General features: G+C 48.0%; 21 protein-coding genes. 16 read left to right on the forward strand and 5 right to left on the reverse strand.

All coding sequences use genetic code 11. From position 1 onward, the window contains the following. The first annotated feature begins 157 nt into the window (after positions 1-157). From G3352_RS29130 to G3352_RS29140, 3 genes are all read left to right on the forward strand, one after another. Complete coding sequence (locus tag G3352_RS29130) at positions 158-1,492, forward strand: MFS transporter (RefSeq protein ID WP_240343280.1); 1,335 nt, start codon at positions 158-160, stop codon at positions 1,490-1,492. Between the two features lie 216 nt (positions 1,493-1,708). Then, positions 1,709-3,079 carry a hypothetical protein gene (locus G3352_RS29135; RefSeq protein ID WP_163761498.1) on the forward strand — a complete coding sequence of 457 codons (1,371 nt, stop codon included), beginning with the start codon at positions 1,709-1,711 and terminating at the stop codon, positions 3,077-3,079. Between the two features lie 33 nt (positions 3,080-3,112). Continuing rightward, positions 3,113-4,288: a hypothetical protein gene (locus G3352_RS29140; protein WP_163761499.1), complete on the forward strand. Its 1,176-nt coding sequence runs from the start codon at positions 3,113-3,115 to the stop codon at positions 4,286-4,288. A 76-nt stretch (positions 4,289-4,364) separates the two neighbouring features. Here the strand turns inward: G3352_RS29140 and G3352_RS29145 are convergent, their stop codons facing one another. After that, positions 4,365-4,757, reverse strand: coding sequence for a type II toxin-antitoxin system death-on-curing family toxin (locus G3352_RS29145; protein WP_163761500.1), 393 nt, complete (start codon positions 4,755-4,757; stop codon positions 4,365-4,367). Positions 4,758-4,759: 2 nt separating this feature from the next. Beyond that, a complete protein-coding gene (locus G3352_RS29150; RefSeq protein ID WP_163761501.1) occupies positions 4,760-5,053 on the reverse strand; it encodes an AbrB/MazE/SpoVT family DNA-binding domain-containing protein in 294 nt (97 codons plus the stop codon). A 206-nt stretch (positions 5,054-5,259) separates the two neighbouring features. Here G3352_RS29150 and G3352_RS29155 point away from each other — a divergent pair, with 206 nt between their 5' ends. The 3 genes from G3352_RS29155 to G3352_RS29165 all read left to right on the forward strand — a co-directional run bounded on the left by G3352_RS29155 (position 5,260) and on the right by G3352_RS29165 (position 7,755). Then, positions 5,260-5,985 carry an ABC transporter ATP-binding protein gene (locus tag G3352_RS29155; RefSeq protein WP_163761502.1) on the forward strand — a complete coding sequence of 242 codons (726 nt, stop codon included), beginning with the start codon at positions 5,260-5,262 and terminating at the stop codon, positions 5,983-5,985. Positions 5,986-6,005: 20 nt separating this feature from the next. Continuing rightward, entirely contained in the window at positions 6,006-7,256 is a 1,251-nt protein-coding gene (locus G3352_RS29160; RefSeq protein ID WP_163761503.1) for an ABC transporter permease, read from the forward strand. Positions 7,257-7,371: 115 nt separating this feature from the next. Next, positions 7,372-7,755, forward strand: a complete 384-nt coding sequence (locus G3352_RS29165; protein WP_163761504.1) for a hypothetical protein — start codon at positions 7,372-7,374, stop codon at positions 7,753-7,755. A 175-nt stretch (positions 7,756-7,930) separates the two neighbouring features. On the opposite strand, the gene G3352_RS29170 is transcribed toward G3352_RS29165, so the two are convergent. Next, positions 7,931-9,199, reverse strand: a complete 1,269-nt coding sequence (locus G3352_RS29170; RefSeq protein WP_163761505.1) for a BaiN/RdsA family NAD(P)/FAD-dependent oxidoreductase — start codon at positions 9,197-9,199, stop codon at positions 7,931-7,933. 169 nt (positions 9,200-9,368) lie between these two features. Here G3352_RS29170 and G3352_RS31640 point away from each other — a divergent pair, with 169 nt between their 5' ends. From G3352_RS31640 to nadE, 3 genes are all read left to right on the forward strand, one after another. After that, positions 9,369-11,090, forward strand: a complete 1,722-nt coding sequence (locus tag G3352_RS31640; RefSeq protein ID WP_163761506.1) for an ATP-binding protein — start codon at positions 9,369-9,371, stop codon at positions 11,088-11,090. 167 nt (positions 11,091-11,257) lie between these two features. Then, positions 11,258-11,692: a BrxA/BrxB family bacilliredoxin gene (locus tag G3352_RS29180; protein ID WP_053779648.1), complete on the forward strand. Its 435-nt coding sequence runs from the start codon at positions 11,258-11,260 to the stop codon at positions 11,690-11,692. A gap of 137 nt (positions 11,693-11,829) precedes the next feature. Next, positions 11,830-12,639 carry an ammonia-dependent NAD(+) synthetase gene (gene nadE, locus G3352_RS29185; protein ID WP_163761507.1) on the forward strand — a complete coding sequence of 270 codons (810 nt, stop codon included), beginning with the start codon at positions 11,830-11,832 and terminating at the stop codon, positions 12,637-12,639. Between the two features lie 93 nt (positions 12,640-12,732). On the opposite strand, the gene G3352_RS29190 is transcribed toward nadE, so the two are convergent. Next, a complete protein-coding gene (locus G3352_RS29190) occupies positions 12,733-13,548 on the reverse strand; it encodes an alpha/beta hydrolase family protein (protein ID WP_163761508.1) in 816 nt (271 codons plus the stop codon). Positions 13,549-13,734: 186 nt separating this feature from the next. On the opposite strand from G3352_RS29190, the gene acpS reads away from it, so the two are divergent. Next, positions 13,735-14,151: a holo-ACP synthase gene (acpS, locus tag G3352_RS29195; protein WP_163761509.1), complete on the forward strand. Its 417-nt coding sequence runs from the start codon at positions 13,735-13,737 to the stop codon at positions 14,149-14,151. Positions 14,152-14,209: 58 nt separating this feature from the next. Next, a complete protein-coding gene (mutY, locus tag G3352_RS29200) occupies positions 14,210-15,541 on the forward strand; it encodes an A/G-specific adenine glycosylase (protein WP_163761561.1) in 1,332 nt (443 codons plus the stop codon). A 116-nt stretch (positions 15,542-15,657) separates the two neighbouring features. Here the strand turns inward: mutY and G3352_RS29205 are convergent, their stop codons facing one another. After that, on the reverse strand, positions 15,658-16,269 hold the full coding sequence (locus G3352_RS29205; protein ID WP_024632995.1) for a superoxide dismutase: 612 nt from the start codon (positions 16,267-16,269) through the stop codon (positions 15,658-15,660). A gap of 537 nt (positions 16,270-16,806) precedes the next feature. Here G3352_RS29205 and G3352_RS29210 point away from each other — a divergent pair. The 5 genes from G3352_RS29210 (at position 16,807) to G3352_RS29230 (ending at position 21,815) form a co-directional block, all read left to right on the forward strand. After that, entirely contained in the window at positions 16,807-17,232 is a 426-nt protein-coding gene (locus G3352_RS29210; protein WP_024632996.1) for a GNAT family N-acetyltransferase, read from the forward strand. A gap of 423 nt (positions 17,233-17,655) precedes the next feature. Further along, a complete protein-coding gene (gene lepB, locus G3352_RS29215; protein ID WP_240343281.1) occupies positions 17,656-18,261 on the forward strand; it encodes a signal peptidase I in 606 nt (201 codons plus the stop codon). A gap of 178 nt (positions 18,262-18,439) precedes the next feature. Next, entirely contained in the window at positions 18,440-20,281 is a 1,842-nt protein-coding gene (gene queG, locus G3352_RS29220) for a tRNA epoxyqueuosine(34) reductase QueG (protein WP_163761510.1), read from the forward strand. A gap of 15 nt (positions 20,282-20,296) precedes the next feature. Further along, positions 20,297-21,328, forward strand: a complete 1,032-nt coding sequence (locus G3352_RS29225; RefSeq protein WP_163761511.1) for an HD-GYP domain-containing protein — start codon at positions 20,297-20,299, stop codon at positions 21,326-21,328. A gap of 223 nt (positions 21,329-21,551) precedes the next feature. Then, positions 21,552-21,815: a YneF family protein gene (locus G3352_RS29230; RefSeq protein WP_076290490.1), complete on the forward strand. Its 264-nt coding sequence runs from the start codon at positions 21,552-21,554 to the stop codon at positions 21,813-21,815. Positions 21,816-21,837: the final 22 nt, after the last annotated feature.

Raw genomic sequence — 21,837 nt, forward strand, 5'->3', positions numbered from 1 at the left:
GATCGCTGTTATCCCCAGATTTTTTGGATTCCCTTTCTCAAAGGGGAAAATCATCCTGAAGGCGCCGCGTCCTCTCCGTCTCTGGCAGGAGGTGGGAGCTCAGCCTGCTCTCTATAATAAATTCATATCTTGAATGGGTTGAGGGCGGAGGAGAAGAATGATGACAAATGGAGTAACGACGCAGGAACGAAGACCCCTGAAGCACAATCGATCTTTTATCACTTTGATGGCTGCGCAGGCTATCTCCAATTTGGGAGACTGGCTGCATCTGCTGGCGATCCTTACGCTGGTGGGCATTCGCTGGAATGCTACGCCGTGGGAGATTACGTTCACCACGCTGTGTGCAGCATTGCCTGTCTTACTTACAGGTCCATTTGCAGGGGCGCTGGCGGACCGGGTCAATCGTAAGTGGCTGATGATCGGTGCAGACGGTGCGCGAATTGTCATCGTTGGAGGGCTTATTTTTGCGGATCAAATCTGGCATGTGTATGTATTGCTTATTCTCAAGTCTTTGTTCGATGTGATGTTCTCACCGGCCAAGAACGGCAAGCTTAAGGAGATTGTGCCGCAGGAGCAATTGGGGCAGGCGGTGTCCATCAGCTCGGTGATTGAACAGATGTCCAAAATCATCGGTCCGGCCCTTGGTGGGTTGTTGGTGGCTGCTTTTGGAATCACCTGGTGTTTCGTGTTGGATTCCGCGTCCTTTCTGATCTCAGGCATTATTTTGCTATGGATTCCTGGAACACGGGTGATCCAATCTGTGAATCAGAACGTAGAACAAGTAAGGGAAGAGAGAGCAGGTGTTGATCAAGCAGGTAAAAAAACTACGTTTTTGAAAGATACAATGGAAGGCATCCGCATGCTCGCATCTCTTCCTCATGTGGGAACCTCGCTGGTCCTGCTTGCTTCAGCCCTTCTGTTTCTGCAATTTGCGGATTCCCAGACAGTAGTCCTGTTCAGGCAGCTTCCCGGTATTTCAAGTGATCTGCTCGGATGGTGTGTCGCAGCTAGCGGTGTTGGAACGTTAATTGCAGCGATGAGTGTTCAGAAGTGGAAAAAGGCAGGGCATGTAATCAAGATGGGGCTTGGAACATCATTGATGGGTCTTGTCATTGGTGGAGTAGGAATGATCGTAGGAGTATGGCCGCATGCTGGTCTTGGCGCCAATTTGCTGCTGATATCGTTATTTGCCCTGGCGGGTGTGGGGGTTGGGTTTGCCATTGTTCCGTTTCAAATTCTACTTCAGGAGCAAACGCCTGAATCCATGACAGGGCGTGTGTTTGGAACGGTTGGCAGCATCATGACAGCCAGTAACATCATGGGTCCGGTGGTAGGTGGATTTTTGGTGACCTCATTCGGAGTTATTCCGGCTTTTATCAGTTCAGGCATTTTGCTGACGTTGCTTGGCGTGATTTATGTAATGATTCGCAGGCAAAAAAAGAACGATATGGACGGGAGTCTTACAGCAAACTCCATGATTACAGGTGAGTGAAATGAGTTTGCAAATGATTTAGTTTCAGAGGTGGAAATGGGAAAATTCTTGGTAGAATTTCATGTAAATTTTAACTAATTAATTAAAAAAACGTTTGAGTAAACGCCTTCACGTTTAATGAGGATCAGGCAGAATTCCCTGTATTCTAATTATTCCCAGGGGAAAACTCATATGCCTTGTCCCACCAACGCAATAGCGGAAAGGGGGTGAAGCAACTTGAATGTAAAGTTACCAAAATCGATTATCCGTCTTGGAAGCATACCACTGGCTATACTCGCGTGGACGCTGATTATAGGACTGGGATCGTCGCATGTGTATGCAGATGATCCTCAGGAATCTTCAGCTAACAAGTCCAGTGGCTTATCGCTGAATTTGTTTTCACGAGATTCGGATGGTGGGTTGAACCTGACTCCGTCGGTATCTGTATCCACACCATTACTGGATGTTGAAGTTCCGTCGATCAAAGCGAATGAATCGACAGGCAAGCTGAGTGTATCTGAACTGAAGGTAGATACGCCGCTTGGATCGGCAGGAACATCAGAGATCGATATTGATGCGAAGCAAGGGACCATTGAACTGCCGTCTGTAAAGGCGGATACACCGATATTAAAAGCGGATGTATCGAGCAGCGAGGTAAACCTGAACGAAGGGACAGCTTCCTTGCCTGGTGTTACCGCAGAGGTACCCGAGGTGATCAAGGCAGAGACGTCTGCTGTGAAAACAGATCTTCGGCAGGGCAGGGTTGAATTGCCTTCCGTGAAGGTGGATGTACCTGAAGTTACTTCGGTTAATGTCTCTTCATCCCGTGTGGATCTGACGAAAGGTGAGGTTCAGCTTCCTTCGGTAGAAGCGAATATTCCTGTAGTGGATATATCCGCAGATATCAATCCGGATAAGGGAACGGTAGAGATACTGAGTGTGAATCCTGAAAAACCAACGGTTACGCTGGAACAGTCTTCGGTCGTTAATACGCCGAGCGTTGAAAAGCCTACAATCGGCAAGACGGAGCCAGTAGATCAGGTTTCATCGCAGGATGATGAAGATGGCCAGACTGCTGTGCAGGTTACGGGCAACGTGATTGACGTCACTCCGCAATCGGAAGTACGTTCACAACAGCCTGCTACTTCACAGGCAGTGCCTGTAGAAAAATCCAATCTGGAGCAGGATTCCAATTCAAATGCAGTATTGCCAGATGAGGAGCAATTCCTGTTGGATCAGCCTTTAGTTATACCGGCCGTCACTGATTCAGTGAAGAATAACAAAGATGTTAATTTGCAAAAGGATGATTCCAATAAGGCGTCACCATTGCAGCCGCGTACAGAACGCTTAACGGATTGGTCTGTTACGGCAACTTCTCCTGGAGCAGCGAATGCTGCCGCAGGTGGAAGCTCTGGTTCCTCGGGTGTAACTGGTGGAGGATCAACCGCTCCAGCCGTCGCACTTCCAGGAGCAACTTCCGGACTGGCTACACCAGATTACCGTTTTGCTTTCAGGATGGAACGTCTGGATGGTTTCAGTCAATGGTCGCAAGCGCCGCCAGGGCGGCCGCCGCAATATACCTCTTTCTCTCAAACACAATGGCGTTAATTCAACCAAAATGGAGAAGGAGTGTATATTATCATGAAAAAAGTGAATCGTTGGGTAAAATTGTCGGTATTGTCGGGTACGTTGGTCGCTGGATTGCTGGGAGCTTCGCAAGCAACTTACGCAGATAGCTATAGCAATAACAGCAGCGGAAATCTGGATTTGAATGCAGGTTTGCGACTGGAGCTGGGATCTCTTCTATCAGGACACCATGACGCAGGTTATGGTAACAATGGTAGCTACGGAGGTTCGTCCAGTGCATCTGGAGCATTGAATCTGGATCTCGGTTTGAATGCCGACCTATCCACAGAGAGCATGAACCGATACAATGAACGTTCTTCCGATCATACTGCTGAACGCAGTAGTTCTGGTAATCTGGGCCTTGGTCTCAATGCCAATGTGTCGGGAGAAGGTACGACGATGAGCGACTATTCAGGAAGCGGCGAACATCGGAACGTGAACAGTAGCTCTGAGAGCGAAAGCCGCGGAGCGCTGGATCTGGGTCTAAACGCGAAGGCAGAAGGTGAGAGTGTGACGATGACTCAATCCGAACGTAACAACAGCGTGAACGACCGCAATCGTAACGAAAGCAGTAGCTCTGAGAGCGAAAGTCGTGGAGCGCTGGATCTGGGTCTGAACGCGAAGGCAGAAGGCGAGAGCGCAACATGGGCTCAAACTGAACGCAACAACAGCGTAAATGACCGCAATCGTAACGAAAGCAGTAGCTCTGAGAGCGAAAGCCGTGGCGCACTGGATCTGGGTCTGAACGCGAAGGCAGAGGGCGAGAGCGCAACATGGGCTCAAACTGAACGCAACGACAGCGTAAATGACCGCCGCGATCGTAACGAAAGCACCAGCTATGCGAGCGAAAGCCGTGGCGCACTGGATCTGGGTCTGAACGCGAAGGCAGAAGGCGAGAGTGCGACGATGACTCAAACTGAACGCAATAACAACGTGAATGACCGTGAGCGTAACGATAGCAACAGCTCTGAGAGCGAAAGCCGTGGCGCACTGGATCTGGGTCTGAACGCGAAGGCAGAAGGCGAGAGCGCAACATGGACTCAAACCGAACGCAATAACAGCGTGAATGACCGCGACCGTAACGATAGCAGCAACTTTGAGAGCGAAAGCCATGGAGAGCTGGATCTGGGTCTGAATGTAAATGCAGATGCAGAAAGCGAAACTTCAACTGTGGTGGAGTCAAATCGGTAGTATGAGATTTTCACTGTAATATAAAGAAGCAGGGGCTCCGGAACCCCTGCTTTTTTTCGTTTATTATAAAATTATGTTACCGCACGACTGAATGGTACTTTAATATATTCGCTATGCTTTCAAATGAGTGCTTGCCCTCTGCAATATTGACCATGAACTCTACTGCATATTGACGTTTCATTTGGAGATGGTAACCATTCAACATCAAAAACGATTTGGTCACGAGATAAGCTGTCCGTTTGTTCCCATTATGAAAGCAGTGATTTTTAACTAAGGACTCTAATAAAGCACTAGCTTTATCGAATATAGAGGGATAGGCATCTTCTCCAAACAAAGTCTGTTGGGGTCTATTTACAGCAGAGTCCAATAAAGAATAGTTCTTCACTCCAGCTTGTGCTGTGTCATTCATCCTCTTCATCATAAAATAATGAGCGGCTACCACTTCTTCTATTGAAAGGAATGTGACCATGATTAACGATCTCTTAAATCTTGGAGGATGCCCTCATCCTCTTCAAAAACATCAAAAAAAGCTTCCAGTACTTCAGGTCTCACATTTTCAGGTATTTTCAACTGTCTAACTTTTTTGAGTATAATCTCACCTTGACTGTTCTCAATAAATTCAATCTCATCACCTTGTGACACATTGAGCTTATCAATCAAAACCTTTGGCAAGCTAACGCCTAAGCTATTACCCATTTTACCTATCTTACGAGATAAAATTTTCTTCTTAATATTGTCCTCTTTCATTTGGGCCCCACCATTCATAGTATGTTCCTCCTATAGTATGATCCAACTTAAGAAATGAATACGTAAGTAAGTATAAATGTTGGTACGTTATAACATTATAACATGAATTGCAAATGTAAAATCATTATACAAAAGCTCAAAATGATCAAACAATTCCCCACGAACTCGATTACAATATCAATAAAGAACCGAACAAGCACCTGACAGGACAGGGAGTGAATAATATGGAAAACGAAGATACAGCTGCACAGGAGTCCATACTGGACGTACATATTACGGAAGCAGGATATGAGGCGGGGCAATCCACGATTAGGAACATCGGATTACACGTGGCGCCAGGGGAACTGGTGGGTATTATCGGACCGAATGGGGCTGGCAAAAGCACGACCATCAAAACATTACTTGGTCTGCTTGAACATGCAAAGTATGAAGTAACCATTGGGGGAGACGGACGTTATGCCTATATCCCGGAACAACCTGTTTTTTACGAATACATGACCCTGTGGGAACATCTCGATCTGGCAGCAGCTGCCTATGAGATGGAGGAAGAGGTCTTTGTTGCTAGGGCGGAGGAGATGTTGGTTCGTTTCGGCATGGACCACGTTCGCAATGATCTTCCGGCCAGTTTCTCCAAGGGGATGCGGCAGAAAATGATGCTGATGATCGGCTTCCTGTCCTCGCCGGATGTATACATTGTGGACGAGCCTTTCATCGGGCTGGACCCGCGCGCAACCAAGGATTTTCTGAAGTTGCTGGACGATGAGCGCCGCCGTGGTGCGGGTGTTCTTATGTCAACGCATGTACTAGATACCGCTGAGCGAATCTGTGATCGGTTTATACTCATCCATTCCGGGCGCTCTGCTGCCGAAGGAACACTGGACGAAATCCGTGCAGCCGCAGATTTGCCGGACGCCTCGTTGTTTGATTGTTTTGACACACTGACATCCTGACCGGGAAGGGGGGAGAAGAGATGGAGACCTCTCGAGCATACACGCCACTTGGTTTATATAGACGCAGACGCAAGGAGCACTTCAATGAACAGTTAAAAAACCTGAAACTAGTAGTAGACTGGACGGTATGGGTATACCTGCTTATTCCGGGTCTGTTGTATCTCAGCGGATGGTACGTGAGTTTATGGTCCAAACCGCTGCCCTCCTGGGCGACCGGAATAACGCTGCCTACACTGACAGGGCTGATCGATATCATTATGCTTACAGGTGGAATTCTTATATTTGTAGAGGAAGCGGATGTGTTGTTCCTGAAATCAAGGTCGCTGTGGATGCGTACATTGATGAGACAGGGGATATATCGGGCTAGTTTGCAGCATTTGGGTAAAATGATTGTAATTACGGCGTTGACCTCACCGCTATGGTCCCGTGTGTATGACATGTCATTTATCCATATCGCACTAATAGCGATTTGGTTTGGCGCAGTAGCTTCATTCCAGGTCATTGTACTCCATATGACGAAAGTACGTTATACCGGATGGAGACGCTGGATTCGCATGATCCCTTTAGCAGTTGCCATGGGCATTATCACGATTGGGGTAACATCCTGGATGCATGGACACATCTGGACACTGCTTGCAGGCATTGTGGCTGCAATCCTTCTTCTGATTTTGGTTGGCCGAATGAGGCTGGAGATGAAGGGAACCTTTGAGGGCGATGTGCGTGAAGATTTAAGAGAAAGGCTAAAGTTCACAGCCCTTTTACTGAGTCGATCTGTGAACAAGCCGAAAGCGCCTCGCACCCGGACGATCATATTCCGCAAGCAGCGCAAGTTGCTGCGTCATCGAACGATCTCTAATCGGACAGCCGAGACGGCATTCAAAGCATTTTTTCGTAACTCATCGACCATGAAATTGTACTTGCAGCTTGGCGGCCTTTCCATTGCTGCCGTTGCTTTGCCGCCTTTCCCGGTCAACATAATCGTGTGTGGCTTGTTGGTCATCATGTTGAGCGTACTTTTTTATCGCTCCTGGGAGGTCTTTGCAACCTCGGAGTATGTTCAGCTCGTATCCTATGATTCGGAGGCGTTAAATCGTGCAGGTGTGACCATGGTACGGATGTTGTTTGTTCCGCTGGGGATTTTAATGGGGTTTTCACTGGGGGCAGCTTGGCTAGGCTGGTTGGAAGGTATCGTGACGGCTGCGGCTGTCGTAGCATTTGGGCTGTTCGTGCTGTCTATAACAGGCTGGATTCGGTACATCCGATCCGCTTAGTTGATATTCTTCCTTATACAGTAGCATATCAGATGAAGTAACTGACCATGCTATAGGAGACAGATCTTATGATTTTGAAGGTAAGGGATCAGCTCTCGCAAGGAGGAAGAAAATTATGATGGATGATAGTGAACTTCAGGTGCATTTCGCAGACAATGCAGCGCTGCTGGCGGCGCAGGCAACACTGGAGGAACTGGGGTATAAGCCATACCAGTCGGGACCGCTTGAATTGTACATTCCTACAGATCGCCAAGATACGCAATCTGCTGTGGAAATCGTACAGTCACACGGAGGAAGTGCGGTATTTCTCTCCGAAACAGATGGAATGGATCAGTTTCAGAATATATCCATTCCGGCTCATCTCGTAAATGAAGATTGGAATGAAGGTTATGCGAGCGGCGGCCAAGGGAGCAATCCCGAACAGGAGATGTCTAACCGGGATGAAGATCCGACATTCGATGATTCAGTGGATGGTTTCTCGGGCAGTGTGAAGGCGTAGATGCAACAGGGGCAACGATGCGGCTTGCCTTGTTGGTGACAGTGATTCTGGATTGCATACATCTCAAAAAAACCTCGATACCCCGCCGATAGCGGGATATCGAGGTTTTTTCATGCTCTTAATAACCATACGTGATGAAGAACGTGAATTGGTCCATGAACACCCTATGTTCAAGTCATGAGCGAGCGTTTTTATACTCTGCAGCATGCATGCCGGCTGTGTACCCCGTAGAGAAGGCAGCGGTAATATTATAGCCTCCCGTGTAGCCATGAATATCCAAAACTTCACCGCAAAAGAATAGTCCCGGCAGCAGCTTGGATTCCATTGTTTTGGGGTATATTTCCTTTAAGTGGATTCCCCCACCAGTAACAAAGGCTTCTTTGAGAGAACGAGTTCCGTCTACGCGGAAGGTAAAATCCTTCATTAACCCCACTAATGTATTTAACATACCTTTGGGGAAATGGTGGAAAGTGAGGTCTTCGCTGATCTCTGAACGCTTCATCATCAATGGAATCATGCGCTCAGGAACCCATGTTTTGAGTATGTTTTTGACGGCCTTTCGGGATTCTTGCTCCAGCACCTGCTGAACCTGGGCTTCCAAAGCACCGGGGGACAGATCCGGGAACAGATCAATACTCATCGTGACCTGAGGATTCCCAGATTTCATTTGCACCTTACGAATAAACTGGCTGCAACGAAGCGCGATCGGTCCTGATACACCGAAATGGGTGAAGATCATATCTCCACGATGGGAGATAACTGATTTGCCTTTGGCATCTAGCACAGATAACCCGACATCCCGTAAGGACAAGCCTTGCAGTTCTTTGGATTGAATCCAGCTCTCACCAGACACAATTGGCACTTCTGTCGGATATAGCTCTGTAATCGTATGTCCAGCCGCTTCAGCCCATGGGTAGCCATCTCCGGTTGATCCGGTTTGAGGGACTGATTTGCCCCCGGTAGCGATAATAACAGAGCGTGCAAGTACCGTTGTGCCAGAAGCTAACTTCACGCCCTGCACGTGTTGACCATTCTGAATTAATTCCTTAACCGGCTGTTTGGTGCGAATCTCTACCCCAAGGGAAACAATTTTGCCTACCAACGCATCAACGACCGTCTTGGCTTTATCGGTTACCGGGAACATTCTCCCGTTATCTTCCTCTTTCAGGGCAATACCGAGATTTTCGAAAAAACGCATAATTCCCTGATTGTCCAGATTCTGAAATGAACTATATAAAAAACGTCCATTGCCCGGAATATGCCGGATTAGTTCATCCGTCTCCTTGGCATTGGTCACATTGCAGCGACCGCCGCCAGAGATCCCGAGTTTACGGCCGAGTTGATCTCCTTTATCCAGCAGTAGCACCGAGGCTCCATGCTCAGCAGCGGCGACACAGGCCATGAGGCCCGCAGATCCACCGCCAATTACAATGACATCATACATGCGTTATTACCCTCTTTTTTCATTGATTTTGTCTGTTTTCCGAAAACCCTGTCTACTCCTGCCTGTTTATGAAACAATACAAATGTATTAGCAGTTCTATTATGCTGTCTTAAGGGATATATTGTAATATACTGTCGCCTATGTTTTAATCAGAAATACATGAGGGAATGTGCAGGCAGAGGAGGGAGATGGCATTGTGGTTGCGTTGAAGGACATTCTTTTACAAATACTGCTTGCAGGAGCTGCGGTATTCCTGATTCCATTATTGCACTTGGGGCTCTCCAGGCAAGCAGTCGCCAAGGCAGGATATCATAGGATGGTACAGACCAGTTTTGCCGCGACCAGTGTGGTGAGCATGTTGCTATGTCTGCTTATTGCCCACTATGGGAACCCGGTATCAGTCCCTATCTCCTTGGGCATTGTGCCCCTGACGCTCGTCATATTGTATTGCAGGCCTCGCATAGGCCTAACGCTGTCTCTTCTCCAGATACTCTTCTATTTTCTCTTTGCGCATCCCTATAATCTGTACGGATTTCTACTTCAAACGGGCATTCTTCTCTATCCTATTGTATGGTTGTCAGCCAAACGATTCAAGCATTATACACGTTCACGCAAAATGGGGACAGTTATCGCCTTAATTACGGCAGAGCTGGTTGTGTCCAATGTACTGTATATTCCATCGATGGAAAGCCAACCAACATTCTCAATAGTACAGTGGGTATTACTAGCGCTGGGATATACAATCGGTGCAGTTCTTGCTGGAAGTCTTAGTATGCTCTGGATTGAACAGATGCAACATCACCGGGGGCTTGAGCAACATTTGTCCGAAGTTCATCATAGATACATAGCCGAAACGGAAAAGCTTAACCAAATTCTGAATGCTGTTCCTTTATCTATCGCAACCGTAGATAAAGAGGGGACCGTGCAGTTCGTCAACGATACGATGGAGCAAACGGCGCGGGATCAATTGCCTTGCACGACAACACCGGATTTGATTGGGCAACCTGCGAGTCAGTTTGTCGAACAAGCCCAGGCAGACAAAATGGAGAGCAGTATTCGTAAAGCCATTGTTCATGGAGAAGTGAGTGGACTTACGGTGCGTTACGGTTCAAACGTATTTCAATCCAGGACCGTTCCCATCTACGCGTACTCAGCAGAACTGCCAAGAGAAGCTATCGGAGCCATGTTGATCATTCAGGATATTACTGAGCTTGAAATGCTGCGAAGTGAGCTCGATAATGTGGATCGTCTTAGTCTTGTAGGACAAATGGCCGCAAGTATTACTCATGAGGTTAGAAACCCGATGGCGGTTGTACGTGGTTTTCTTCAATTAATGCAGGAAAAAAGTCCGGAGTCCCTGGATCACTATTACCGGATCGTTCTGGAGGAGCTTGACCGGGCGAACAGCATAATTAATGATTTTCTGTCATTGGCTCAGAATCGAATTGCCGAGAAGGAAGAATCCCAGCTGCATGATATCATCCATGAACTAAGTCCTCTGTTATGGGCGGATGCAAATCTGCGAGGTCAAAGTATTGAATTTATGCTGGATCACAATGTGCCGAAGCTGCATCTGAATTCAAAGGAAATTAAACAAGTGGTACTTAATCTGGCTCGTAATGGGATGGAAGCCATGAATGAAAAAGGGGTACTTACACTTGAGACCCGGTTAGTGGATGACACCGTGGAGCTGTGTGTGCGAGATACAGGCTCTGGCTTACCTAGAGTGAAGCAGGAGAAGCTGTTCGAACCTTTTTTTACGACCAAGGCCAAAGGAACCGGACTGGGATTATCCATGTGTCTGAGCATTGTCGAACGTCATAACGGAACCATTACCGTTGAATCGGAGGAAGGTCAGGGTACAACTTTCAAGGTTTCATTTCAACGCTGAACTTAAGCATGTTTTACCAAGGAATGAGACATAATATTGAAGGAGAAGCCTTTCCGCAGGCGGTGTTTGAACCTTGCTTTCATTGATTAGGGATGTATAATAGGAATAGCACAAAAGCATTTAATTTTTTAAATAATAGAACTCACATGTTTAAGGAGTGAAACCGAATGTCTATGTCATTTGATCAATACATGAAAGATATGGTTCAACCGATGCGGGATGATCTGACTCGTTTGGGAATTCAGGAGTTGCGTACTCCAGAAGAAGTTGAAGCAAGTTTGCCGGATGCCAAAGGTACCGCTCTGGTTGTTATTAACTCGGTCTGCGGATGTGCCGCAGGTCAATGCCGCCCAGGTGTATCCCAAGCACTTCAGCATGATATTACACCTGACCACCTGTACACGGTATTTGCTGGTCAGGACAAAGAAGCTACAGCGAAAGCACGTGAATACTTTGCACCGTATCCTCCATCTTCACCTTCCATCGCTCTGATGAAAGACGGAGAACTCGTTCACTTTATTGAGCGTCATCAAGTGGAAGACCGTTCTGCGGAGGAGATTGCGGCTGAGCTCACAAGTGTGTTTGACCGTTACTGCCGTTAATTAGCTCAAGCAACGCCCCGCCTTTCGGATGACCGATGCCGGGGCGTTTCATTTTGAGCAAATAGGGTTATTGAACCATTCGGACCTTTCAAAATGGACATCAAATTTCATTAATTTAGAAACGGGGTGTGTGAACGATGAGTTTGCAACAACAGATCATCGCTGAATTGAAGGTTAAACCAAGCATTAATGAAGAAGAGGAAGTGCGCAAGCGCGTTGACTTTCTCAAAACTTATGTGAAAAATGCCAATTCCAAAGGATTGCTAATCGCAATCAGTGGCGGGATTGACAGTGCTGTAGCTGCGGCGCTATGCAAAAAAGCAACGGACGAGCTTACAGCAGAAGAGAATAAGGAATACAAAACGCTGGGTGTATTCCAGCCTTACGGTGAGCAATCGGATATTGACCATAGCTATGCTGTGGCAAAAGCCTATGACCTGAAGCATGTCGTAGAAACCAACATCGAAGATGCAGTGAATGAGATCGCACTGGAAGTGGAGCAAGGTTTCAAATCCATGGGCAGCCCGCGTCATATGACTCACCAAGGCAAAGGGAACGTGAAAGCGAGAACCCGTATGGTGATGCAATATGCTCTATCTTTTGAAGAAAACCTGTTGGTTGTCGGAACAGACCATGCTTCGGAAGCCATCACGGGCTTTTACACCAAATGGGGCGACGGGGCCGTGGATATTACACCACTGAGCACCCTGAACAAACGTCAAGTGCGTCAGCTGGCCGCGTATTTGAACGTGCCGCAGGCCATTTTGGACAAGGCTCCATCAGCAGGACTCTGGGAAGGCCAGACCGATGAAGATGAACTGGGCATTTCGTATGAAGCGAACAGTGACTATCTGGAAGGTAAACAGATTGATCCGGCTGCACAAGAGCGTCTTGAAGCATTCTACACACGTACCCATCACAAACGTAATGCCATTCCTGGCATCTAATATGGATGCAAGCATGCCATGATATGGACAATGCAAGCATATGAACAGCAAAGAGTCACTGCATAAGGCAGCGACTCTTTTTGTTATGCAAGATTAGATAAGCCAAGTTGAGATCTGGCGACGTGTTTCGGCGATCGCCTGCTCAAGCTGCGGCGTCGATTCCTTGAATGGATGCACAGTATTAAAGGTATGATTTCCTCCAGGAATCTGGTGCCACGGGATATCCGGGCGAGCTTGAACCAGTGAGGCCGAGCCGTCACGCAGCCGTTTGCCGTCTTCTGTTCCCTGAATAAGTGCCACACGCAGAGGGGAAGAAGCCAAGCGATCAATGATGGCGTAACGATCCTTATGCTTGTCCAGGTCTTCCAGAATGGACACGTCCAGAGGCATCTGCTGGCCGGTTCGCCCGTTCGTGACATGGCTGCGGCCATGTGTGCGCATTTCTTCTTTTTGTTCAGGGGTAAAGAGATCCAAGTTGGTTACGCCGTTCCAGGAGAGTACGCCTGCAATCTGTTCGGGATGATCCAGTGCATACACGAGGCTTACGCCTGCACCGCGGCTATGTCCAAGTAGAAATACCGGCAGTTCGTTAAGTTCTGGCTGTGTGGACACATAAACAAGCAGTGTTGCCAAGTCGGCAAGCTCCCGGCTGTACGTATTGACTGCAAACTTTTCAAGTTCAGAAAATTGCTCCAGATCTTCTCCAACTCCGTTGTGAGAGAAGTTGAAGGTCAGGACGTGATAGTTCTCGCTTAGCTGGGATGCGGTGTAGGGGAACATGCCCCAGTCTTTGAAGCCTTTGTAACCGTGAGCCAGGATAATGATTCCTTGAGCGGGTTGCCGTGCAGTGAATATATTTCCGCGAATGATGGCATCTCCGCCAACAGGCAGTTCAAATGCTGTGGACATATCTTATTCCTCCTAAAGTTTCATCTTTTTCTGATTCATATTTTAACATAAATGGTAATGTGGACGAAGGTACTCGCATCCGTGCGCGCCTCCTGCTACAATAGAATACGTGTTCGGATAAGTTACCGATCAGATGACCGAATAGAGATCGTTTACAGCATAAAAGGTTAAGCGGGTGAAGCGTTGATGATATATGGCATTGGAAACGATGTACTGGAGATTGGACGGATGCGCAAGCTGTTGTCCGGTCGCCACGCGGAAGCGTTTATGAAGCGAATTTTAACGCATGCAGAGCGAGAGATTGCGGATCATCGTGGAAAACGGATGGTAGAGTTTGTATCCGGTCGATTCGCAGCAAAGGAAGCGGTGTCCAAGGCATTTGGCTGCGGCATTGGAAGCATGATGAGTTTTACCGACATTGAAGTGCTGCCTGATGCAAAAGGACGTCCCGTTGCCACACTTTCTGATGAAGCATGGGGAAGACTGCAACTGCCATACGGCAAACAGTATGATATTCATTTGAGTATTACGCACCAGACGGAGCTGGCTGCGGCCTTTGCTATAGTAGAGCAGAAGGGGAAGACGTTACCCAGATCTGAATAGTAACAATGTGGGAGAACGTGTGAAGAACGTAAGCATGGTAACAGGAGAGGACGGAAATATGGGTTTATTGGAACAGAAACGACATTTCAGCGTGAATTTGCTGGATTGGTATATGGTCAACAGACGGGATTTGCCGTGGCGTCGCCACAACAATCCTTATTTTACGTGGGTATCGGAAATTATGCTGCAACAGACTCGGGTGGATACGGTAATTCCGTATTTCAACCGTTTTATCGGGAATTTTCCGACCGTACAGGCTCTGGCTGAAGCACCGGAAGAAGAGGTCTTGAAAAATTGGGAGGGACTCGGATATTATTCGCGTGCCCGCAATCTTCAGGCGGCTGCCAGACAAGTCATGGAGCTGCACGGTGGGGAGATGCCGCAGGACAAGCAAGCTGTCTTTGCGTTAAAAGGGGTGGGCCCGTATACAGCCGGGGCCATTCTCAGCATTGCCTTCAACCAGCCGCAGCCAGCGGTGGATGGCAATGTGATGCGGGTCCTGTCCCGATACTTCCTCATTGATGAGGACATTATGAAGGGCAGCACCCGGGTGTTGATGGAAGAGCTCGCGGGAGAGCTCATTCCGGAAGGGCGTGCGCGTGATTTCAATCAGGCGCTGATGGAACTTGGCGCGCTGGTGTGCACACCCAAAGCGCCGCACTGCCTGACTTGCCCGGTCATGGAGCAATGTTCCGGCCGCATCGCCGGACGGGAGCTCACACTGCCGGTCAAGACCAAGGCGAAGCCGCCGCGCCCTGAGCAGCGGCTGGTCGCCATTGTGGAGGGCCGCGGTGCTCATCGCGGCCGTGTGCTTGTGCGCCAGCGCCCAGCGACGGGCTTATTGGCCCGCATGTGGGAGCTGCCGCATGTGCTGGCGGCGCCCGCCACAGCCGGCAAGAAGGCGGGACCGCTGGCAGATGAGCCGGCCATGGCTTTGCTGGCCGGCAGTCTGTGGGCGGAAGGCTTCGCTGCCCGCCCGGAAGGGCTGGCTACCCATGCGGAGCATGTGTTCAGCCACATTGTCTGGAGCCTGCAGGTGTACAAGTGCACCGAGCAGGACCATAGTAACGAGCTTCCGCTGATCGCTGCGGAAGCCAGAGCCGCCTACGATGCACAGGCGGCTGCCAAGGAAACCACTGCTCCAGCCCAAGTATCGGAGCCAGGCATCATCGATGCAGCCAATATCTCAGGCTCGCTTGATGAGCAGGGGGAGCCGCTGACAGCATTTGCAGCAAGTGACCCGGCGCATGATGTAATGAGTGGCAAAGGCGATGGCCTAATCTATCGCTGGATTGGTCCGGAAGATATGGACAAAATGGCATTCCCCAACATTTTCCTGAAGCTCATCAGCAGTTATTTTGCAGGGGCATATGACGATGTTAGTGAGTAATGGGTGCTTGCCATAACAATATTAAATCAACCAACGTGCAACAAACAAAAGCACACAAAAAAGAGCCTGATCCGGTCGCGTTGACCGAATCAGGCTCTTTAATTATGCTGGCAGTCTTATTTCGCTGCAGCGTAACGTTTGTTTACTTCATCCCAGTTGATTACATTCCAGAAAGCACCGATGTAGTCAGGGCGTTTGTTTTGATATTTCAGGTAGTAAGCGTGCTCCCATACATCCAGACCCAGAACCGGAGTCAGACCTTCGAAGAGAGGGCTGTCTTGGTTAGGTGTGCTAGTGATGGACAATTTGCCATCTTTACCAACTACGAGCCAAGCCCAACCTGAACCGAAACGAGTTGTAGCTGCTTTAGCGAAATCTTCTTTGAATTTGTCGAAGCCACCCAGTTCGCTATCGATTGCTGCTGCGATGTCGCCAGTTGGAGCGCCGCCGCCGTTAGGTCCGATGATTTCCCAGAACAGGCTGTGGTTAGCATGTCCGCCACCATTGTTGCGAACCGCTGTGCGGATACCTTCAGGTACGCTGTCAAGGTTAGCAATCAGATCTTCCAAGCTTTTACCTTGCAGTTCAGGAGCGCTTTCCAGAGCTGCGTTCAAGTTCGTTACGTAAGTATTGTGATGGCGATCGTGGTGAATTTCCATCGTTTGCGCATCAATATGTGGTTCCAGTGCGTCGTTAGCGTAAGGAAGTGCTGGTAATTGAAAAGTCATAATGAAATACCTCCTGAGATTTTTGAATTTTTGTTAAGGTCAGCATTTTGCATAATTCAATTCGAATCGCTTCCGGGACAAGTTCTAGACGAATAGGTTCACTTCGATCTATATCTTGCTGAGTGAAAGTCGCTCACAGGATTTATGCAAATTGCTCAGGTACCTATGTAATAATACCCTTGTCACTAATATTAAACCGCATTCGGGCTAATTAAGCAACATTTTTGTTTATTAAGTCCCCCCAGACGTTAATCCATTCATGGGCCAGAGATAACAAACATATTTTACCCATTATGAAACTATTTATGTGATTTTAGGGCTTTAAATAGAGGAAAAGTTTAATATTCGTATGTAAACGGTTACAATTAAGCGCTTTCAAAAGAAAATGCGTGTTTTATGGCGTAAAGTATGGTTTAATTGACGAAGAAGCGGTATTTTCTCGTTTTTTGTCATTATATGAACATTGGGTTTTTGGTAAAAAGGGGAGCCCCTTTTTGTAAAACCTCATCTAAGCTAACGAAAAGGGAGATTTAAGACATGCACGTTCGTTCCTTTCAGTTGAGTGATGCAAGCCAGATGACAGAGCTTCTCCAGGTTGCACTATCGGAAGAGTGTTATGAGAACACGATGGGCCCGTTTGCCCGTCAATTGTCATGGGATTCTGACCTGATCATGGTTGCGGAAGAAGAGGGAGACCTCGTCGGCGCTTTGATCGGTACGATTGACCACAACCAGGGATGCATCTATCGTATTGCGGTCCATCCAGACTATCGTCGCCGCGGAGTCGGCAAAAAACTTGTCGAGGCCATGGAACAAAGGTTCCAGCAGCGTAAAGTCAGTCAAATATGGGTGGCGGGTGATGAGCACAACAAAGTAGCCATGCCTCTTTATGAAGCAATGGGTTACGGTGCCAATCAGATTATGAGCGCTTTCCAGAAACTCAGTATTTTGTCCAAAGCTTAGTTTGCAGGGTTAAAAAAGAAATATAACAGATTTTCATTTCATATTAGGCGTATCTTTCAACGTGTAACAACGTGAGGGATATGCCTTTCTATTTATATGGGTGCTTTTCACCGATTATTCCCCTTTTTTCGCCACTTCTGAACGCCATTCCATTTAAATTAATCCCTGGTTTAACTGTTTTAATCACGTTGTTATTCACCCTTCAAGCTGTGCTGGGGCTCATAACCAATTGTTTCACCCTTGCAAATGAAGTAGAATTAAAAGGATTATGATCACTCAATTTTGGTAATATCAGAACATATAAACGCGGAACGGCAGCTTCCTGATATTTTTAAGAAAAACGTACACTATATACAATCTGTCTTCCTTGAAAGTATGTCGATCAACGTTTTTCTTCACAAAATGGATAAACGAGGTGTCTCTTTGAACTCCAATAATCTTTCAACGGAGCATGTAGCTTCCAAGGAACGAAATGGTCCGGGAGTGCCTGATCCACCGGGGAAATCCTGGGGTGCAGAGCTTTGGGACTGGTTGAAAACCATAGTGATTGCTTTTGTAATCATGATGCTGTTGAACCTGTTTGTATTCAATCTTTCGATGGTCAAAGGTCAATCGATGCAGCCGACGCTGGTTGAGCGGGATCGTCTGTTTGTAAATAAAATTGTATATGATTTTGGGACACCGTCCCGATCAGATGTTATTGTGCTTCGTGATCCAAGCGAGGGTGTGGAGAAAAAAGATTTTCTGGTCAAACGGATTGTCGGACTTCCTGGAGACACAGTTGAAGTAAGGGACCATCATTTATTCGTGAATGGGGAGCAGCAAGCCGAAACGTACACGGATACGGAGGTTCAGGACCCTGATTTTGGACCGATTACGCTGGAAGCGGATCATTACTTTGTGATGGGAGATAACCGTCATGAAGGCAAGAGCAAGGATAGCCGTGTGTTTGGCAGCATTACTTCCAGTGAAATTGTAGGCAGGGCGGAGTTTATTTTTTGGCCGTTCTCAGAAATTAAAAAACTGTAAAATGTTAGCAGGACAAGGACAACAACTTCACGCTGCATTTTGCGTTAAACGATATAGACTCGGTTTCTTTCTAGCTCCGGTATGTCCGACTTGTATATCGAAATCAGCGCCTGTCCTCCCACCTGAGGCGGGCGTTCACTATTTACGGAATTAGCGTGGAAGAAGAGAGGGAATAGATATGACGAGTGTACAGACCGGAGCAGCAAAGGCAGCAGCTGTATGGGAGAAGCTAAAACAAGAGATTAAGGCAGCTGCTCCCGAGATGGGTATTGATGATATAGGATTTGCTTCGGCAGAACCATTCGTGACCTTGAAATCCATTCTGGAGCAACATCGGGCGAAAGGATTCGAGTCCGGATTTGAGGAGCCTGATATTGAGAAAAGGGTGCGTCCCGAATTGAAAGATGGCGAGCCTGCTTCGCTCATTGCGATAGCCGTGGCTTATCCATCGAAGATGGTCAATCCGCCGAAGTCGGAGCCGGGTGCTTACCGCGGTATTCTGGCTCGTTCCGCCTGGGGACAGGATTATCACCAAGTCCTGCGTGCAGCAATGGACAAGCTGGTTCATTTTATACGTGAACGCGTACCTGAAGCCATGATTGAAAGTATGGTAGACACGGGGGCATTGGTGGACCGTGCTGTTTCCCAGCGTGCGGGGATTGGATTCAGTGCCAAGAACTGTGCCATTATATCGCCCAAGTTCGGTTCATGGATCTTTCTCGGCGAACTAGTCACGAATATCCCGTTTCAGCCAGATAACCCGGTGACCGAGGATTGTGGAGAATGTACGAAGTGTATTGATGCCTGTCCAACAGGGGCATTGGTCGGGCCGGGACAACTGAATGCACAGCGCTGCATTTCGTTTGTGACCCAGACGAAAGGCTTCGTGGATGAAGAGTTTATGCTCAAAATTGGAAATCGTCTGTACGGTTGTGATACCTGTCAGATTGTTTGCCCGAAGAATCGGGGTAAAAACTGGGACCACCATCCCGAGTTTCATCCCGATCCGGAGATTGTAAAACCTTTGCTGATACCGCTGCTTGACATCGGTAACCGTGAATTCAAAGAGCGCTTCGGCCAAAGTTCCGCCGCTTGGCGGGGCAAGAAGCCAATCCAGCGCAACGCCGTAATTGCCCTCGGCAATTTCAAAGACAAAACCGCTGTACCGAAACTAACGGAGGTACTGAAGCGTGATCCGCGTCCCGAGCTGCGGGGAACTGCAGCTTGGGCGCTGAGCAGAATTGGAGGAGAAGAAGCAATGAGAGCCATTGGGGAAGCTGCCGCTAACGAACAAGATGGGAACGTGCTAAGCATGCTGCAGAAGGCCAAGGAACGACTGAGTTCGTCCGAGACCATACCCGATAAGCCTCAGGCAGAGCCAAAGAGCAACGATAAGCCTGAGGATCAGAAGGAACAGAATAAGACAGCCGAACAGGAAAACGGGCAGACGACAGAGCCTGCCAAACCAGAAGCTGCAGCATGGAAACCATCAGCCGTAACAGGTCTGCATGGTACGCCGGTATATTATGATGAGGTGCTGACGCCGATCGGTACACTAACGCTCTGTGCCACGGATAAGGGCCTGTGTCACATTGATTTTGGTGCATTCCATGTGCGCGAGGCGCATCTGCAACAATGGGCCCGTACATGGATTGGCGAATATCGATATGAGAAAAATGAAGAGAAGCTGAGTGAAGCTGCACAACAGTTGAAGCAGTATTTTGCAGGAGAACGAAAAGCGTTTGAACTGAAGCTCGATTTGTTTGGAACACCATTCCAGCTACAAGTATGGCAAGTCCTGTCCGATATATCTTATGGAGAGGCCTCAACACACCAACAGGTTGCGGAAATCATCGGCAGACCCAAAGCTGTTCGAGCAGTTCTGGATGCTATTAGTAAAAATCCGATTCCGATTATTATTCCCTGTCACCGCATCAGCGGTAAAGATGGAACCCTGGTGGGTTATGTAGGCGGGCTGCAAACCAAAGAGCAATTGCTCACATTGGAGCAGCAATCGTAAGAGCGGGGGACGTTCATGAAGTATGTTAACGTGGAGAGCGTGGAGGCGGGGGAGCTTCTGGGCAAAACCATATATTCCGGCAACGGCACGGTGTTGCTGTCTGCCGGAGTCCAGCTCACCGTATTTATGGTTAATACGCTGAAGCGTATTGGCGTGACCATGCTGTACATCCAGGATGAAGCGTATAAAGATGTGGATACAGAAGACATTCTGGATGAAGCCACGAAAAAGGCAGTAATTAATGAAATGAGTGTTACGCTCGATTCTATCCGTTCCGGGAAAGACTGGAGTCCGAAGAAGGTCGCCATCAGCATAGATAAATTGTTGAACGATGTTCTGAACGGGCGTGAACTGCTTGTTCAGCTCACAGATATTCGGACCAAAGATAACGCACAGTATGTTCACGCAATGAATGTATGTTTGCTGTCTTCTGTCATTGGTCTGAATCTGGGGCTTAACTATGTGCAGCTCAAGGATCTGGCCGTCGGAGCTCTATTGCATGACATCGGCAAAGTGGGGGAGCCACCGGGCAGCGGTTCTGCAGCAAACTCTTCCCTGCATCACACGTGGAAAGGGTTCGAGTTGATCAAGTCCAAACGGGAGTTCAATCTGCTTGTGGCACATACGGCTCTGCAGCATCATGAGCATATGGATGGTACGGGACTGCCGAGGGGCATCCAGGGAAAAGACATTCATCTTTTCGCTAAAATCGTCAGTGCAGCTAACACGTATGATAATCTGATCAATGGCCTTTCGGGTAGAATTATGCTGCCACATGAAGCCTGTGAAGAGATGATGGCGATGTCTGGCACAAAGCTGGATCGTGACATTCTGATCGAATTCAACCGGAGTGTGTCCGTTTATCCGAATGGAACAGCAGTTCGATTGTCTACCAAAGAGACCGGAGTCATTGTGCGTCAGCACCGGGGTCTGCCTGGTAGGCCAGTCATTCGGGTGGCACGTGGCAGTACACGTTATGATCTGGATGTGATTGAAGTGGATCTGGCTAAGCATACAACCGTTTTCATAGAGGCGGTACTGATGTAACTTATACGGATGTTCTTGAGAGATTTACTGAATGTTTTCGATCTGTTTTCTGGATGTTAAATTCAGCGTATAGCTGGAAAATCCGTTTGCTCAAGGCGTGCGGAAATGCTATGATAACTTTCAGGAAATCCGGTGCGTGTCATGTTTGCATCGTGAGCGTATAACATCATGTGCTGACACGGATCATCAGGCTTTTTAGATTGCATACAGAGGTGTCTAAGAGATGGAAATAGCAATACCGATTATTACATTGATTGTTGGTCTGGTCGGAGGATTTTTCATTGGGGTATACTACTTGCGGAAACAGCTTGAGAAAATGCAAAGCGATCCCGACATGCTCCAGAAGATGGCGAAGCAAATGGGTTATAACCTGAACGGCAAGCAAATGCAGCGCGCCCAGCAGATGATGAAGAACCAGCAGCCTGGCGCTAAGATGCCTCAGCCGCAACAACATCCTGCGCGTAAAAACTCGGGCCGCCGAAAATAATAGCTGTGAGCCAGCATTTTGC

The sequence above is a fragment of the Paenibacillus sp. ALJ109b genome, from assembly GCF_010747435.1.
GTDB lineage: Bacteria > Bacillota > Bacilli > Paenibacillales > Paenibacillaceae > Paenibacillus > Paenibacillus taichungensis.

Bases quoted from the DNA above. Each gene is read 5' to 3' on its own strand.
- G3352_RS29130 (WP_240343280.1), top strand. From the start codon at position 158: ATGATGACAAATGGAGTAACGACGCAGGAACGAAGACCCCTGAAGCAC.
- G3352_RS29140 (WP_163761499.1), top strand. From the start codon at position 3,113: ATGAAAAAAGTGAATCGTTGGGTAAAATTGTCGGTATTGTCGGGTACG.
- G3352_RS29145 (WP_163761500.1), bottom strand. From the start codon at position 4,757: ATGGTCACATTCCTTTCAATAGAAGAAGTGGTAGCCGCTCATTATTTT.
- G3352_RS29150 (WP_163761501.1), bottom strand. From the start codon at position 5,053: ATGAATGGTGGGGCCCAAATGAAAGAGGACAATATTAAGAAGAAAATT.
- G3352_RS29155 (WP_163761502.1), top strand. From the start codon at position 5,260: ATGGAAAACGAAGATACAGCTGCACAGGAGTCCATACTGGACGTACAT.
- G3352_RS29160 (WP_163761503.1), top strand. From the start codon at position 6,006: ATGGAGACCTCTCGAGCATACACGCCACTTGGTTTATATAGACGCAGA.
- G3352_RS29165 (WP_163761504.1), top strand. From the start codon at position 7,372: ATGATGGATGATAGTGAACTTCAGGTGCATTTCGCAGACAATGCAGCG.
- G3352_RS29170 (WP_163761505.1), bottom strand. From the start codon at position 9,199: ATGTATGATGTCATTGTAATTGGCGGTGGATCTGCGGGCCTCATGGCC.
- G3352_RS29180 (WP_053779648.1), top strand. From the start codon at position 11,258: ATGTCTATGTCATTTGATCAATACATGAAAGATATGGTTCAACCGATG.
- nadE (WP_163761507.1), top strand. From the start codon at position 11,830: ATGAGTTTGCAACAACAGATCATCGCTGAATTGAAGGTTAAACCAAGC.
- G3352_RS29190 (WP_163761508.1), bottom strand. From the start codon at position 13,548: ATGTCCACAGCATTTGAACTGCCTGTTGGCGGAGATGCCATCATTCGC.
- acpS (WP_163761509.1), top strand. From the start codon at position 13,735: ATGATATATGGCATTGGAAACGATGTACTGGAGATTGGACGGATGCGC.
- mutY (WP_163761561.1), top strand. From the start codon at position 14,210: ATGGGTTTATTGGAACAGAAACGACATTTCAGCGTGAATTTGCTGGAT.
- G3352_RS29205 (WP_024632995.1), bottom strand. From the start codon at position 16,269: ATGACTTTTCAATTACCAGCACTTCCTTACGCTAACGACGCACTGGAA.
- G3352_RS29210 (WP_024632996.1), top strand. From the start codon at position 16,807: ATGCACGTTCGTTCCTTTCAGTTGAGTGATGCAAGCCAGATGACAGAG.
- queG (WP_163761510.1), top strand. From the start codon at position 18,440: ATGACGAGTGTACAGACCGGAGCAGCAAAGGCAGCAGCTGTATGGGAG.
- G3352_RS29225 (WP_163761511.1), top strand. From the start codon at position 20,297: ATGAAGTATGTTAACGTGGAGAGCGTGGAGGCGGGGGAGCTTCTGGGC.
- G3352_RS29230 (WP_076290490.1), top strand. From the start codon at position 21,552: ATGGAAATAGCAATACCGATTATTACATTGATTGTTGGTCTGGTCGGA.